Below are 13,639 nucleotides of genomic sequence, written 5' to 3' on the forward strand. Positions count from 1 at the left end.
ACACTCTCATGCAACAGCAAGCAATCCAGCAATTTCTCGACACTCAGTTCGATGGCTTCCAGGTTGAAGTCGATGTGTCCCGCGAGCGCGCGGACATCATCCTCAACCGGGCACCGTTGAACGTCATTTCCATGGGGCAGCGTGATGAACTGCGCCTGGTCTTCGAAGCCCTTGATGCACACAAAGGCGTGCGCGTCATCGTGCTGCGCTCGGTGGGTGAACACTTCTCCAGCGGCGGCGACATCAAGGGCTTTCTCGAAGCCTCGCCAGAGCACGTTTCGAAGCTGGCCTGGAATGTCGCGGCACCGGCACGTTGCGAAAAGCCGGTGATCGTTGCCAACCGTGGTTACACCTTCGGCGTCGGTTTCGAATTGTCCCTGGCCTGCGATTTCCGCATTGCTTCGCAGACCACTCGCTACGCCTTGCCTGAGCAGAACCTGGGTCAGATCCCGGGCTCGGGTGGCTCCGCACGCTTGCAGAAAATCATCGGCATCACCCGCACCAAGCACATGGTGATGCGCGCCAAACGCATCACCGGCGACCAGGCCTATGACTGGGGTATCGCCACCGAAGTCGTGCCGGATAGCGAACTGGAAAGCACCGTCGATGCGTTGGTCGATGAACTGCGTTGTTTCTCGCCGCTGGCTCAGCGCACGGCGAAAAAACTGATCAACGACAACGAAGATGCACCGCTGACTGTCGCGATCGAGATGGAAGGTCACTGCTACAGCCGTCTGCGTAGTTCCAAGGACTTCAAGGAAGGCGTCGAAGCGTTCCACAGCAAGCGTACGGCCGTGTTTATCGGCGAGTAATTCGTACCGGCGAGCAGGCCCGGGAGTATGTCGGTAACGGCGTACGCCCATACGGAGCAGGGCCTGCCGCCCCTTCAATGCAACTGAAAAGGGCACATCAAGGTTTCACCGCTGACCTGCTGATTACTCGCAACCCGCGCACCGGGCTGCAGAACGTTTCGATTCACCGTTTGTGTGAGGCAACCATGACTACGACAACAACAATAACTGCATCACCCACCAGCGCCGCTATCGATACACCACAGATTCCACCGGGCAAGGCCCTGCTCGCGGCATTTGCCTCGACATTCGGCTGGGCGCTGGATTTGTTTGACCTGTTCATTCTGCTCTATGTGGCGCCGATCATCGGCCGCCTGTTCTTCCCCTCGGACACCCCGACACTGTCGCTGGCTGCCGTCTATGCGTCGTTCGCCGTGGCCTTGCTGGTGCGTCCGCTGGGCTCGGCGATCTTCGGCGCGTATGCCGATAAACACGGCCGCAAGCGTGCGCTGATGGTGTCGATGGTCGGCGTCGGTATTTCCACAGCACTGTTTGGCGTGTTGCCGACCATTCACCAGGTCGGCATATTGGCCCCGATACTGTTCCTGGTATTACGGGTGATTCAGGGCATTTTCGTTGGCGGCATCGTCGCCTCCACTCACACCATCGGCACCGAATCCATCTCGCCGCGCTATCGCGGATTGATGTCCGGGTTGATCGGTGGCGCTGGCGCCGGCATGGGCGCGCTGTTGGCGTCAGTCACTTATCTGGTGTTGTCGGAGATCTTTACCGGGGAAGAATTTGACGTCTGGGGCTGGCGCTTCATGTTTTTCTGCGGCCTGCTCAGCACGTTTTTCGGTCTGGTGATGTTTCGTTACCTGGAAGAAAGCCCGGTCTGGCGGCAGCTGCAACAAGCCCGCAAAACCAAGGGGCCGGCAATAGTGGCGGTGTCGCCACTCAAGCGTCTGTTTGGTCGCGAGTATCGCGCCGTGATGATGGTCAATCTGCTGATTACGTTCGGAGGCGGGGCCACGTATTACCTGGCCTGCGGTTATCTGCCGACATTGCTCAACGTGGTCGCCAAAGTGCCTCACACGCAGACTTCACAGATGCTCATGTACGGCTCGACGGCAACCATTGTCGGAGCACTGGCCTTCGGTTACCTGAGTGACCTGATCGGTCGCAAGAAGACCTTCATGCTCCTGGGTGTGATCAACCTGGTGGGCCTGCCGATGATGTTCCTTGGCGTCGCCGAACCGGGCTCGCTGACCAGAACTGCACTGTATTGCATGGGCATAGGCTTCATGGGCGGGGCGATCATCGCGCCGATTCTGATCTTCCTCAACGAACGCTTTGCCACCGAGCTGCGAGCCACTGGCACTGGATTGTCCTGGAACATCGGTTTCGCCCTCGGCGGCACCATGCCGACCTTTGTGTCCCTGGTCAGCAGCAGTCCGGCGCAGATCCCCATGGTACTGGCGATTTTCGCCGCCGTTCTGTCGGTGATCTACCTGATCGGCAGCGTGGTGATTCCAGAAACCCAAGGCAACTTCAAATAACGGTGGAGAGTTGCTCCAGGAATTCGCCGATCAGCTGCAAGGTCCGCTCGGTCGCTTCGGTTTGGGGAAAGTGCCGGCAGTCATCCAGCAACACACAGTGGCACGGTCCAGGCACCTGTCGCTGGATGACTGCCAGTTGCTCGGGCGTGGCGTAGTGGTCTTCGCGACCCTGAATGACCAGCAGAGGCTTTTCGATATGTGCCAGCTGCGCTTCGAGATCATCCAGGGAAAAGTCCGGGTGCAACCAACTGTCGCTCCAACCGTGAAAAGCGCCATCGACGTTTGTCCCATGGTGGCGTGCCAGGCGTTCGCGCAAGGGGCCCTGATGCCAAACCTCAGTGGTATGGCGAATGCCATCGAGGCTCTCGGCCTCGACAATCACGTGAGGCGCCAGTGCAATGCTACCCAACACGCGTGGATCGTTGGCGGCGGCATAGGCGAGGACGATGGAGGCGCCGTCACTGTGACCGAGCAAGACCACCTGCGGCAGTTGCAAGGCATCGAGCAATTGCCGCAGCTCGCGAGGGCCGTCGCTGCTCAGGTAGTTCAGCGGACGCGGCAGGGTTACCGGGCTCGATTGCCCATAACCCTGACGGCTGTAAGTGACCACGCCGCAACCGCTCATTTGGGCCAGGCGCTGGGGGAAGTCTTTCCACTGTTCGGCGCTGCCGAGGCCTTCGTGCAGCAACACCAGCGTCGGTCGCGATGGGTCAGCCGCAGGCAGTTGGCGATATTCCAGGCGCAGTGGCCCGAGTTGCAAAAATTGTTGTGGCGACATGTCGAATCAACGATTGAACAAGGTTGCTCGCAGGTTACCGTAAACGTAACCCCGCCTGCAGCACCACGCTTTGCTTGAGGTATGCAAAACATGCGTCATCTCGATGTTCAGGTGATCGACCAGGCACTGCAATGGGCTCGCGCCGGGCAGGCCCAGTGGCTGTGCACGGTGCTCTCCACCTATGGCTCGGCGCCGCGTGCGCCGGGTGCGATGCTGGTGACCAATGGCGCGGGAGAACACGTCGGCTCGCTGTCGGGTGGCTGCGTCGAGGAGGAGTTTCTCGAAAGCCTGACGCGGGGTGAATTACGCGAACCGGCGCAAATCGTCAGTTATGGCGACAGCGTCGAGCAACGCCACCGTCTACGATTGCCCTGTGGTGGCGTGCTGATCGTGCTGGTCGAGCACCGCGCTGCCAGTCTCGAATGGATCGCACACCTGGAGAGTTTGCAAGCGGCGTTACTCGGCCAGCGACGTCTGCAGCGTCATATCGAGCTGAGCAGCGGTGCGTTACGCCTGGACCCGGACACAGGGCACGGCAGCGAGCGGGTGCAAGTCGACGACGAGACGGTGCGCATCAGCGTAGGCCCGGCGTTACGCCTGATTCTGGCTGGGCTCTCGCCGGTCGCGGAAGTCTGCGCCAGTTTCGCCCGCGCCATCGGCTGCGAAGTCATCGCCTGCGACCCCCGGGAAGAGACGCTGCATCTACATCTTGAAGGCGTGGAGATGCAGCGTGTGCTGCCCTCGATGTTTATCGCCGCCGGAGGTTGCCACGCGGCGACTGCGGTGGTGGCGTTGACTCACGATCCGCGAATCGATGATCTGGCGCTGATGGAAGCGGTTCACACCCCGGCGTTTTACATCGGCGCCATGGGCTCTCAGGCAACCTCGGCCAAGCGCGCCGAGCGGCTCAAACGCATCGGTGGTCTGACGGATGAACAGATCGCCCGTTTACACATGCCCATCGGCCTCGATCTGGGCAGCAAGGCCCCGGCGGAAATCGCGCTGGCGGTGGTCGCCGATATCCTGCGCGTTTATCACGGCAAAGAGCGCCATGCCTTGTAAGGCGGTTTTTCCGACGAACGTGGGGGCTGCGAAAGTCGCGGTAGACGCTCGGTCATTCGCGCGCGATAGTGGCCAGCCAAGTGTTGCTGAACCATGGACCGATCGACGGGCTTGAGAAATAGATAGACGCCCCGATGATATTCATTGAGGCCGATAACGATATCGCTTCAAGCGAGCGGAGGAATCTGATGTCGATTGCCCAACGGGTTTTCCACGGCAGGTTTGGCCGGGTCGCCTTGCTGAATATGGATCGTTCGCTGGTCACCCATACCCATTCCGAATGCCACGTGCTGGTCAAAGTGTCCGGCGAGGACACTTACTTCAACGTCAACGGACGACGAGTTCCGCTCAGCGATCGCACGGCAGTGCTGGTCAACGCCTGGGAGCCGCATTTCTACGATCCGCAGCCGGGTGCCGGTGCCACCCTTATCCTGGCGCTCTACATAGAGCCCTCCTGGCTGGCCACTGCCCAGCAATCGCTGGCGCTCAGCGGTCGACCGGACTTTTTTGCCCAGTCATGCATCGAGCTGTCGAGTCGTAATCGCACCTTGGCCGACATCCTGGTCGCCGAAGCGCATGGCTGCGGGATCGTGCCGAAAGAGCGCATGGAATTTATCCTGTTCGACTTCCTGATCGAACTGATCGAGGACTTTTCCAGCTGGCGGCATTTGTCGCAACTGGGTGCGCCGAACTCAGGTGAGTTCCGGGACGCGCGCGTGCGCCGTGGTACCGCCTGGTTGCTTGAGCACCTCGATGATCCGAACCCGATCGACAACGCCGCACGGGCTTGTGGTCTGTCGCGCGCGCACTTCTTTGCGCTGTTCAAGAAAGATACCGGCATGACGCCAACCCTGCTGCTTAATGACGCGTGCATGCGCCGGGCGTTTACCTGGCTGGAGCGTGAGCGCAGCGGAACGTTGGGTCTGTTGTCGGAGAACCTCGGGTTCTCCGAGCAAGGTCATTTCACACGGTTTTTCCGTCAGCACATCGGCGCTTCGCCCAGCCAGTATCGGCGTGTAGTGGATTGTTATGCGAAGGTTTGAACCGAAAGGAGGGCGGGGGAATTGGGCAACCTCCCGTTGATAAAGTCAGTGTTTCATCTTGAAAGCCGGCAGCTTGTGTAGACTACGAAAGTTGTAGAGTTCGCTAATCGCCAAGAAAGTCATAAATTTCTTTCATGCGTTCTTCGCGCATCAACTCAAGTTCTTCCTTAGTGTCGGCTACCCACTGCAGGATGAAGTCCCAGCAGTCGCAGTCATGAGCGTCCGCTTCTGCTTCAAATTCTTCTTGCAAAAATTTCAAGCGATATTCTTCTGGTGACAGCCCGCAACTTTCAGCGACGCTGTAGTTCATCTCGCTGAGTTCAAGTTGGAGCCATAAGTTGGCGTCCAGGAATTTCTTCAGGGCGAGTTCGGCTCTAAGTTCTTTTGCGATCATGAAGGCTCTCGTGTGGCATGCAATAAGTAGAGGGTTGTTAGAGGTCTGCCCGGCGCTACATCGGACTATTTCAATTTCCTGCCATCATCCATCCTCTAACAGCATGACTTTCACTCAACTGCTTCACGACTCGAGCCGCGTCCTGTTTTTGTTTATACGGACCGATGACGACAAAGTTGTTTTCTTTACGCGCTACCGGCAACTGCATCTGCTGAATGGCTTTCAGGGCGCGTTGGCGGCCGGGTGTGTTCAATGCAATTTCGACCACCCAAAGGCCGGATGACGGAGTGCTTGAAGCTGCTTTTTTGATGTTGGAAATGAAGCCGCCGCACGTCAAGCACGGGCGTTCCAGCGTAATTAGCGAGCCTGGCACCGTGCGAAAGAGGTGCCATTGCGGATCAAAGGCTTTTTTGCGGGCGAAGAGCGCCAGGAGCAGGCCGGCAAAAGAAATCAGACCGCTGAGGATAATTGTCCAATTGTATGCCTGCGTGGGTAATGAGGGCAGCGCAAGAGCGGGTGTTTCATCTGGCTTGTGGGCCAAAAACTGTACGGCGTCAGACTCCATTGAATCGGGTATGTGGAATCCGTTTTCCGCAAGGGACGCGAGCTCGTCGGAATGCGTTGTACTGAGCTCCGTCGCAACTTTATGAGCGGTGTCATCAAGTACTTGTTCGATTTTTGTCACTTCTTGCCGGAGGTATGAATTTTCGACGTTATTTTGACAAGTTGGGCCGGCAGGTAGGTAAGTCCATAGTAGTACTGATAGTTGCCCCAAAAAGCCAGTGACCAGGAACCCCAAACCAAGCTTTCGCACAGAGGCCATCTCCAAATCAAATGAATAGTTATTTGTCCCGTTTACTTCTGATAAACAGGGTTCTATTTGCTGATCCTGAGGATGGTCTAAATCTTGGGCGCGTCAGTGTGCCCAAGCGCCAAAACTAGTTGGCTGCTTTTTATTATTTGGAAGAGCATCGGCAGTGCACTTTATAGACTGTTGGTTGGCGAAGAAGGCTCAGATGTTCAAAAAAAAACCGGATCAGATGGGTATGAAAGTGATCCATTAAAACCGATATTCCGTTGGCACCTCCCGAGCGATGAAGTGCTGCATGTGTTCGAGAAAACTGATTTGCAATTTCGACGCCGGTCCTTGAACCGGCAACAGCATGCTGAAGTCCATTTCGATCGCCGGCTCGAAGGCTCTGAACACGATGCCACTGCCTCGGTATTCAACGGCGCTGATGGCGTCGACCAGCGCGACGCCCAGGCCTTGTTCGACGAATGCGCACATGGGCAGCGACAGCTGGGTCTCCAGCCGCAGTTCACGCTCCACCCCATGAGCGGCAAATATTGCGTCGATGTGTTGGCGTGAACCGATGGATTGCGGATAGGAAATAAACGCCTCGCCTTGCAGATCCTCGGGCCGGATCGTGGTGTTGTCCTGTAAGCGATGATTGGCCGGCAATGCGCACAGCATGCGGGTCGCCAGCAGTTTTTCCGCGCGGGGGCTGGGGTAGGTGTTGGGCAGCACGATGATGCCCAGATCACAGCGCTGACCGACCACCAGATCAACGATCTCGCGCGATGAATGCACAATCAGCGATACCTGCACTTGATCATGTTCGGCCATGAACGCGGCGATGGCTCGCGGCATGAAGGACAGGCCCATGGCCGGTGCACAGGCGATGTGCAGTGAGCCGCGTTTCAAGCTGCGGATGTCTTGCGCCGTGCGGGCAATGCGTTCGACCCCGAGCAGCGAGCGTTGCACTTCCTGATACAGCGTCATGGCTTCGGGGGTGGGTTGAAGCCGGCCTTTGATCCGGTCGAACAGGCTGAAGCCGATGTCCTCCTCAAGGCTGGCGATCAGTCGCGTTGCCGCCGGTTGTGAGATGCACAGCATCTCGGCGGCGCGGGTCACGGTCTGGCCCAGAATCACGGCGCGAAAGGCTTCCAGCTGACGAAGGTTCATGGCGCTATTCCTTGAAGGTAAATCCATACCAAAAAGACATGGGCTTGCCAAAATAAAGCATTTTTCAAGCCGTTGTCAGCTCTCTAGGATCTTCTCTATCGGGAATATCCAGTGGTATGGCCTGCGCTGAAGAGGGTTTTCAGCGCCGAGAGAGCGAATGCGCAACTCATGCAAAAAACTGATGTAGTTATCGTTGGAGGTGGTCTGGTCGGGCTGTCGATTGCCTATGGACTGGCCATGCTCGGTCGCCAGGTCAGCGTCCTGGATGAGGGGGACGATGCCTTACGGGCTGCCCGTGGCAACTTCGGCCTGTTATGGGTTCAGGGCAAGGGCTATGGAATGAGTCCCTACGCGCAATGGACCCGCGAATCGGTGGCGCTGTGGCCGCGATTCGCCGCCGCGTTGCAGGCTGACACCGGCATCGATATCCATCTGCGCCAGCCGGGCGGCTTCCAGCTGTGTTTGAGTGATAGGGAGATGGCGCAAGAAAGCCGTCGACTGCTCTGGCTGCGCGAAGCCATGGACGGTGATTATCCGTTCGAACTGCTGGATTCGGCACAACTGCGAACCCGCTTGCCCGGCTTGGGACCGACTGTCGTGGGGGGCTGTTACTCGCCCATGGACGGTCACGTCAATCCGTTGAAATTGTTGCGCGCCCTGTATGCCGCCTGCCGGATGCGTGGGGTCACGATCATCAATGGTCACCGGGTCAGCGCTATTGGCCAGCGAGATTCGGGCTTCGAGTTGCACGCTGGCCAGCAGCGCTGGTTCGCCGGTCAGGTCGTATTGGCTGCAGGCCTTGGCAATCGTGAGCTGGGCGCGCAGCTGGGGATGGACGTGCCGGTGAGTCCCAATCGTGGGCAGATTCTGGTCACCGAGCGACTCAAACCGTTTCTGCATTACCCCACCACCTATGTGCGGCAGACCGACGAAGGCACGGTGCAGTTGGGTGACTCTCATGAGTCGACGGGCTTCGACGACGGCACCAGCAGCGAGGTGATGAGCACCATCGCCCGGCGCGCCGTGCAGTGTTTTCCTCAGTTGGGAAACGTGCGCCTGGTACGGGCATGGGGCGCGTTGCGGGTGATGAGTGCCGACGGTTTTCCGATCTATGAAGCCTCGCAGGCTTGCCCGGGGGCGTTTGTGGTCAGTTGCCACAGCGGCGTGACCCTGGCGGCGATCCACGCTTTGCGCCTGGCGCCGTGGATTGGCGATGAGTTCGACGAGCCGGCTGTGGCGTCTTTCAGTCTGCAGCGTTTCAGTCTCAAACGTGAGGTGCGCCATGCCGGCTGACAGCTTGTTCCGGGCCCTGGTGCCTGCGCAAAAAAAACTGCAGATCGAATTCGAAGGCGCGTCATTGTCGGTGCCGGCCGGTGTTTCACTGGCCACCGCATTGCTGCTCAGCGGCGTCACTCACACCCGGGAAAGTGCCGTCAGCGGCAGGCCCGGCGCGCCCTATTGCATGATGGGCGTGTGCTTCGAATGCCTGGTTGAGGTGGACGGGCAAGCCAACTGTCAGGCGTGCCTGCTGTCGGTTCGAGCCGGCATGCGTGTTCGCAGGCAGCGCGGCGCTCGTGAGTTTCTGGCCTGTGACCACGGTGAGGTGAGCGCTGATGAGTAATCAAACGGTCGACCTGATTGTGATTGGCGCAGGCCCTGCGGGAATGAGCGCCGCGCTGGAGGCCACCCGACACGGGCTTTCGGTTGTGGTGCTGGATGAGCAGGGCAGCCCCGGTGGGCAAATCTATCGCAATATCCTGCAGGCCGATGCGCGCAGCCGCAGCATACTGGGCGATGACTACACGGCGGGCGCGGAGCTTGTCGCACAGTTTCTCCAGTGCGGGGCCCGGTATCTGGCCAATGCGGCCATCTGGCAGGTGACGCCGCAGCGGCAGGTGCATTACCTGATCGATGGCCGCGCTGAAGTCCTGCAAGGGCATCATCTGTTGATCGCCACCGGTGCGTTCGAACGACCGATGCCCATCCCAGGCTGGACCTTGCCCGGTGTCATGACCGCCGGAGCCGGACAGATCCTGCTCAAAAGCGCTGCGCTGGTGCCGGCCGGGCCGGTGGTATTGACCGGCTGTGGCCCCTTGTTGTACCTGCTGGCGGTGCAATACCTGCGGGCCGGCATCGCGATCGAAGCGCTGGTGGACACCAGCGGTCAGGGCGATCTGCTGCGAGCCTGGCGCAAAGTCCCGGGCGCCTTGCGCGGCTGGCGTGACGTGCTCAAGGGCCTGCAACTGCTTATCGAATTGAAGCGCGCCGGGGTCAGGCATGTTCGCGATGCCCGTGATTTGCGTATCGAAGGTCAGGCGCACGCCAGTGCCTTGAGTTTCGACAGTGGCGGTCGGCGCTGGACGATTCCCGCCTCGCTGATTTTGCTGCACCAAGGCGTGGTGCCCAACACCCAGATCAGTTGGTCGCTACGCCTCGAACATGACTGGAGCGAACAGCAACTGTGCTGGATCACGCGTCGGGACAGCCAGGGTGAAACCAGCCTGCCGGGCATTTACATCGCCGGTGACGGTGGCGCCATTGGCAGTGCGCAAGTGGCGCTGCTCGAAGGCCGCCTGGCCGGGCTGGCGATTGCCGCACGCTTGGGGAAAGTCGATGGGCAATCATTGCAACCCTTCGCCGCCCCTTATCGAAAGGCCCTGCGTCGCCAGCGTGCTGCCCGGCCACTGATCGATGCGTTGTACCGCCCGCAACAGCAAAACCGCATTCCCGCCGACGAGGTGATTGTCTGCCGGTGTGAAGACGTCAGTGCCGGTTCGATTCGCCAGCACGTCGAGCTCGGCTGTTTGGGACCCAATCAAACCAAGGCGTTCGGTCGCTGCGGCATGGGGCCGTGCCAGGGCCGTCTGTGCGGTTTGAGCGTCACCGAAATCATTGCCGAGCAGCGCAAGGTTCCCGCCGCAGAGGTGGGGTATTACCGAATTCGCTCGCCACTCAAACCGATCACGCTTGCCCAATTGTCCACCGAAACACCTCTTATCCAGGAGCATCCATGAGCCCTATCCAACGCATCGAAAGCAATCCACGCCTGAGCCGTAGCGTCGTACATAACGGCGTGGCCTGGCTCAGCGGCATCGTCGCCGCCGATTGCAGTCAGGACATCCGTGGCCAGACGCGCCAGGTGCTGCAACGGGTCGACGAACTGTTGGAGGCCTCCGGCAGTGACAAGAGCCGTCTGCTCAGCGTGCAGATCTGGATGAAAGACATGAGCGCCGATTTCGCCGGCATGAATGAAACCTGGAGCGCCTGGGTCGACACCGGGCAAACCCCTGCACGCGCCACCGCCCAAGTGATGTTCGATGACCCACAGATCCTGCTGGAGTTGATCGTCACCGCCGCCGTCTGACCGATCCCGTTGTCACCGCTGCGCTCGTTCGAATCTTGCGCAGAGAGGAGCAGACGGCCGACAGAGCCGCCACTCCCGTGAGTTCACATTGCTGCTGCCATAACGGATGACTTCGATTGCGGAGCGCCCGACATAAACAACATCGCATCTGGAGCTATGAATGAACGTAAAAAGCATGTTCTTGAAAGTAGGACTCGTCTCTCTGCTGGCCTTGGGCCTCAGCGTGCAGGCTGCGGAGCAACCGCTGCGCCTGGGTATCGAAGCGGCCTACCCGCCGTTCGCTTCAAAAACCCCGGACAACCAGATTGTGGGTTTCGATTACGACATTGGTCAGGCCCTGTGCGCCGAGATGAAAGTCCAGTGTGTGTGGCAGGAACAAGAGTTCGACGGGTTGATACCTGCACTCAAGGTGAAGAAAGTCGATGCGGTGATTTCATCGATGTCCATGACGCCGGAGCGGATGAAATCGGTCGATTTCAGCAACCGCTATTACCGCATTCCAGCGCGATTGGTGTTCAAGAAGGGCAGCGGCATCAGCGACATTCCGGCACAGCTCAAGGGCAAGCGGATCGGCGTGCAGCGCGCGACCAATTTCGATCGCTACGTCACCGAGAAATTTGCCCCGGCCGGTGCCGAAGTCGTGCGCTACGGCTCGCAGAATGAAATATTCCTCGACCTGCTGGGTGGGCGCCTGGACGCCACCATGGCCAGTTCGGTGGTGATCGATGAAAGCCTGTTGAAGCGTCCGGAAGGGCAGGACTACGAGTTCGTCGGCCCTAATTTTACCGACGAGCAATTCTTCGGCACCGGCATTGGTATTGCGGTGCGCAAGAGCGATCCACTGGCCGGTCGTTTCAATCAGGCCCTGGCGACGATTCGTGCCAACGGCACCTACGACAAGATTCGCCAGAAGTATTTCGACTTCGATATCTACGGCGAGTAACGACCGGGCGTTCATTCGGCATGCATGCTTGAGCATGCGGCCGTTTTTTTCATTGATTGGAGTCGAGATGCAAACCAAGGCGTTACTCAGCGAACAACACGTTTCGCAAATGCTGTCGGCGGCAAAAGACCTGGCCCACCGTCGCAACTGGCCCGTGGCGATTTGCGTCGGATGCCGAACTGGCCCGTCTAGTGGTTGATGCACTATTTTCAGCGAGATGGGGGAGTTAGTCAGGCATCTCGCGGGGCGTAAACATGGATGACCGCCAAACCATGGAGGTCGGAATGAGCCAAATTCCGACCGCCATGCGTCGCGTCTTTTTTCTGCCCGAAGATTACTTCACCGACGTTTGCAGTACCTCAATCCATAAAGCACCTTTGCCCGACGGCGCCTCACCGACACGTTTCAAGGCGCCGTTACTGCTGACCGAGTAAGTGCCGACTTTTTCGCTTTTCTCGCCCGTCACCAATAACCAGCGTCCGTTGGGTGAAAAAGCGATATTGCGTGGCTGCTTCTCTGCTACCGGATAGTTGTCGAGAAAGCTCAAGCCGCCCGTTGATGGGTCAACCGCGAATGCCGATACCGAACTGCTGGTGCGCTCGGTCATCAACAGTAGCGTGCCATCGGGGGAGATCCGCAGGTCCGCCGCCCAGATACGTGGTGTGGGGTCGTCCTTCAAGTCGTTGTTTCGTGCATCACGCACTTCGCCGTGAGCCAGTTTCAAAGGCTCGGGAACGCCATTGGCAACGGCAATCTGAGTCAATGCGCCAGTGCTGTCATTGATTGAAAACGCTGTGACCGTGCCGCTCATTTCACCGACCACATACAGGTATTTGCCATTCGGGGAAAAGGCCAGGTGCCGAGGCCCGGTATTGGCCGGGACACTGATGTAGCCGCTGCCAATGGGGGTGAGCGCCCCGGTTTTGGCATCAAGGCGATATTGCAGGACCTGGTCCGCGCCAAGATTGCCCGCGTAGGCAAAGCGGTTGCTCGGGTCGGTACGAACCGAATGCGCATGCGGGCCTGTCTTGTAGCTCAGGATGCTGGCAGAGGGCTGATAGGCCTTGTCGATGGCCTGAACGCTGACGGTGTCGGCACCGTAGGATGCACCGAGCAGATAGTGTCCTTTTCTGTCGGTAGACAGGTAAGCCATGCTTTGCGCCAGTGGCGCTTTGGACAGCGGAGTCAGACGTCCGCTCTTGGGATTTATGCTGTAGCCCAGCACCTGGAACGGCTTGACCCGCAAGGCGGCAAACAACACTTTGCCGTCAGGGGTGATGGCCATGGGGTTGACCTGATCACCGGCGTTGACCTGTTCAATCAGGCTCAGCGCGCCGTTGCTCTGGTCAAGACGATACTGGGAAATCAGACCGTCTCCCGGGCTCGAGATATAGGCAAAGGTGGCGGCATTGGCTTGCAGACTGAGGCTGCAGACAACGGCAGCGGCCATGAAAAGGGGTTTAGACACAGTGATTCCTTATTTTTATGATTGTGGTCAGTCATCCTATGACTCAAGTTGAATGGCGTCGAACGGTTTTTCTGATACCGAGGCACTGAGGGAACGCAATGTCCGCTCGGTGGGCTAATGCTGTTCACTTAAGAAAGTTTTGGGGTTGGGGGTTGGGGGCATATCCGTTACTTGGGTAACGGCGGCTATTGGTTCCGCCCTGACGGCGGGTCACTTGGAAGAGCGCCAAGTAACCAAACGCTTGCGCCCCTGACGTACGGTGCCTCGCCTA

14 protein-coding genes are annotated in these 13,639 nt (G+C 58.9%); 9 read left to right on the forward strand and 5 right to left on the reverse strand.

Translation table 11 applies throughout. The features are described from left to right. Positions 1-8 precede the first annotated feature (8 nt). Both ACM6I0_RS22655 and ACM6I0_RS22660 read left to right on the forward strand, forming a co-directional pair. A complete protein-coding gene (locus tag ACM6I0_RS22655) occupies positions 9-812 on the forward strand; it encodes an enoyl-CoA hydratase/isomerase family protein (RefSeq protein WP_414923324.1) in 804 nt (267 codons plus the stop codon). A 185-nt stretch (positions 813-997) separates the two neighbouring features. Then, positions 998-2,350, forward strand: a complete 1,353-nt coding sequence (locus ACM6I0_RS22660; RefSeq protein ID WP_414923325.1) for an MFS transporter — start codon at positions 998-1,000, stop codon at positions 2,348-2,350. Here ACM6I0_RS22660 and ACM6I0_RS22665 read toward each other — a convergent pair. After that, positions 2,343-3,128 carry an alpha/beta fold hydrolase gene (locus ACM6I0_RS22665; protein ID WP_414923326.1) on the reverse strand — a complete coding sequence of 262 codons (786 nt, stop codon included), beginning with the start codon at positions 3,126-3,128 and terminating at the stop codon, positions 2,343-2,345. The two genes, ACM6I0_RS22660 and ACM6I0_RS22665, sit on opposite strands and share 8 nt — an antisense overlap. 90 nt (positions 3,129-3,218) lie before the next feature. Here ACM6I0_RS22665 and ACM6I0_RS22670 point away from each other — a divergent pair, with 90 nt between their 5' ends. Continuing rightward, positions 3,219-4,190 carry an XdhC family protein gene (locus ACM6I0_RS22670; protein ID WP_414923327.1) on the forward strand — a complete coding sequence of 324 codons (972 nt, stop codon included), beginning with the start codon at positions 3,219-3,221 and terminating at the stop codon, positions 4,188-4,190. A 188-nt stretch (positions 4,191-4,378) separates the two neighbouring features. Then, the gene (locus ACM6I0_RS22675; protein WP_414923328.1) at positions 4,379-5,233 is read left to right on the forward strand and encodes an AraC family transcriptional regulator; all 855 of its coding nucleotides are present in this window, start codon (positions 4,379-4,381) and stop codon (positions 5,231-5,233) included. Between the two features lie 103 nt (positions 5,234-5,336). On the opposite strand, the gene ACM6I0_RS22680 is transcribed toward ACM6I0_RS22675, so the two are convergent. From ACM6I0_RS22680 to ACM6I0_RS22690, 3 genes are all read right to left on the reverse strand, one after another. Then, complete coding sequence (locus tag ACM6I0_RS22680) at positions 5,337-5,627, reverse strand: DUF6388 family protein (RefSeq protein ID WP_414923329.1); 291 nt, start codon at positions 5,625-5,627, stop codon at positions 5,337-5,339. A 70-nt stretch (positions 5,628-5,697) separates the two neighbouring features. Then, positions 5,698-6,312, reverse strand: coding sequence for an SPOR domain-containing protein (locus ACM6I0_RS22685; RefSeq protein WP_414923330.1), 615 nt, complete (start codon positions 6,310-6,312; stop codon positions 5,698-5,700). Between the two features lie 375 nt (positions 6,313-6,687). Continuing rightward, the gene (locus ACM6I0_RS22690; RefSeq protein WP_414923331.1) at positions 6,688-7,593 is read right to left on the reverse strand and encodes a LysR substrate-binding domain-containing protein; all 906 of its coding nucleotides are present in this window, start codon (positions 7,591-7,593) and stop codon (positions 6,688-6,690) included. A gap of 168 nt (positions 7,594-7,761) precedes the next feature. On the opposite strand from ACM6I0_RS22690, the gene ACM6I0_RS22695 reads away from it, so the two are divergent. From ACM6I0_RS22695 to ACM6I0_RS22715, 5 genes are all read left to right on the forward strand, one after another. After that, entirely contained in the window at positions 7,762-8,886 is a 1,125-nt protein-coding gene (locus ACM6I0_RS22695; protein WP_350310386.1) for an FAD-dependent oxidoreductase, read from the forward strand. After that, positions 8,876-9,214, forward strand: a complete 339-nt coding sequence (locus ACM6I0_RS22700) for a (2Fe-2S)-binding protein (protein ID WP_414923332.1) — start codon at positions 8,876-8,878, stop codon at positions 9,212-9,214. Before ACM6I0_RS22695 ends, ACM6I0_RS22700 begins: the two co-directional genes overlap by 11 nt. Beyond that, positions 9,207-10,607, forward strand: a complete 1,401-nt coding sequence (locus tag ACM6I0_RS22705) for an FAD-dependent oxidoreductase (RefSeq protein WP_414923333.1) — start codon at positions 9,207-9,209, stop codon at positions 10,605-10,607. The genes ACM6I0_RS22700 and ACM6I0_RS22705 overlap by 8 nt, the downstream gene beginning before the upstream one ends. Beyond that, positions 10,604-10,957 carry a RidA family protein gene (locus tag ACM6I0_RS22710; RefSeq protein WP_414923334.1) on the forward strand — a complete coding sequence of 118 codons (354 nt, stop codon included), beginning with the start codon at positions 10,604-10,606 and terminating at the stop codon, positions 10,955-10,957. Before ACM6I0_RS22705 ends, ACM6I0_RS22710 begins: the two co-directional genes overlap by 4 nt. A 160-nt stretch (positions 10,958-11,117) precedes the next feature. Next, entirely contained in the window at positions 11,118-11,900 is a 783-nt protein-coding gene (locus tag ACM6I0_RS22715) for an ABC transporter substrate-binding protein (RefSeq protein ID WP_414923335.1), read from the forward strand. Positions 11,901-12,234: 334 nt separating this feature from the next. Here the strand turns inward: ACM6I0_RS22715 and ACM6I0_RS22720 are convergent, their stop codons facing one another. Next, complete coding sequence (locus tag ACM6I0_RS22720) at positions 12,235-13,350, reverse strand: lactonase family protein (RefSeq protein ID WP_414923343.1); 1,116 nt, start codon at positions 13,348-13,350, stop codon at positions 12,235-12,237. Positions 13,351-13,639: the final 289 nt, after the last annotated feature.

It is taken from the genome of Pseudomonas sp. IT-P294, assembly GCF_949767865.1.
In the GTDB taxonomy this organism is placed as follows: Bacteria; Pseudomonadota; Gammaproteobacteria; order Pseudomonadales; family Pseudomonadaceae; genus Aquipseudomonas.

Excerpts from the sequence above, each read along its gene's own strand:
- ACM6I0_RS22710 (WP_414923334.1), top strand. The coding sequence starts at position 10,604 with ATGAGCCCTATCCAACGCATCGAAAGCAATCCACGCCTGAGCCGTAGC.
- ACM6I0_RS22705 (WP_414923333.1), top strand. The coding sequence starts at position 9,207 with ATGAGTAATCAAACGGTCGACCTGATTGTGATTGGCGCAGGCCCTGCG.
- ACM6I0_RS22715 (WP_414923335.1), top strand. The coding sequence starts at position 11,118 with ATGAACGTAAAAAGCATGTTCTTGAAAGTAGGACTCGTCTCTCTGCTG.
- ACM6I0_RS22675 (WP_414923328.1), top strand. The coding sequence starts at position 4,379 with ATGTCGATTGCCCAACGGGTTTTCCACGGCAGGTTTGGCCGGGTCGCC.
- ACM6I0_RS22665 (WP_414923326.1), bottom strand. The coding sequence starts at position 3,128 with ATGTCGCCACAACAATTTTTGCAACTCGGGCCACTGCGCCTGGAATAT.
- ACM6I0_RS22720 (WP_414923343.1), bottom strand. The coding sequence starts at position 13,350 with ATGGCCGCTGCCGTTGTCTGCAGCCTCAGTCTGCAAGCCAATGCCGCC.
- ACM6I0_RS22655 (WP_414923324.1), top strand. The coding sequence starts at position 9 with ATGCAACAGCAAGCAATCCAGCAATTTCTCGACACTCAGTTCGATGGC.
- ACM6I0_RS22700 (WP_414923332.1), top strand. The coding sequence starts at position 8,876 with ATGCCGGCTGACAGCTTGTTCCGGGCCCTGGTGCCTGCGCAAAAAAAA.
- ACM6I0_RS22680 (WP_414923329.1), bottom strand. The coding sequence starts at position 5,627 with ATGATCGCAAAAGAACTTAGAGCCGAACTCGCCCTGAAGAAATTCCTG.
- ACM6I0_RS22660 (WP_414923325.1), top strand. The coding sequence starts at position 998 with ATGACTACGACAACAACAATAACTGCATCACCCACCAGCGCCGCTATC.
- ACM6I0_RS22695 (WP_350310386.1), top strand. The coding sequence starts at position 7,762 with ATGCAAAAAACTGATGTAGTTATCGTTGGAGGTGGTCTGGTCGGGCTG.
- ACM6I0_RS22670 (WP_414923327.1), top strand. The coding sequence starts at position 3,219 with ATGCGTCATCTCGATGTTCAGGTGATCGACCAGGCACTGCAATGGGCT.
- ACM6I0_RS22690 (WP_414923331.1), bottom strand. The coding sequence starts at position 7,593 with ATGAACCTTCGTCAGCTGGAAGCCTTTCGCGCCGTGATTCTGGGCCAG.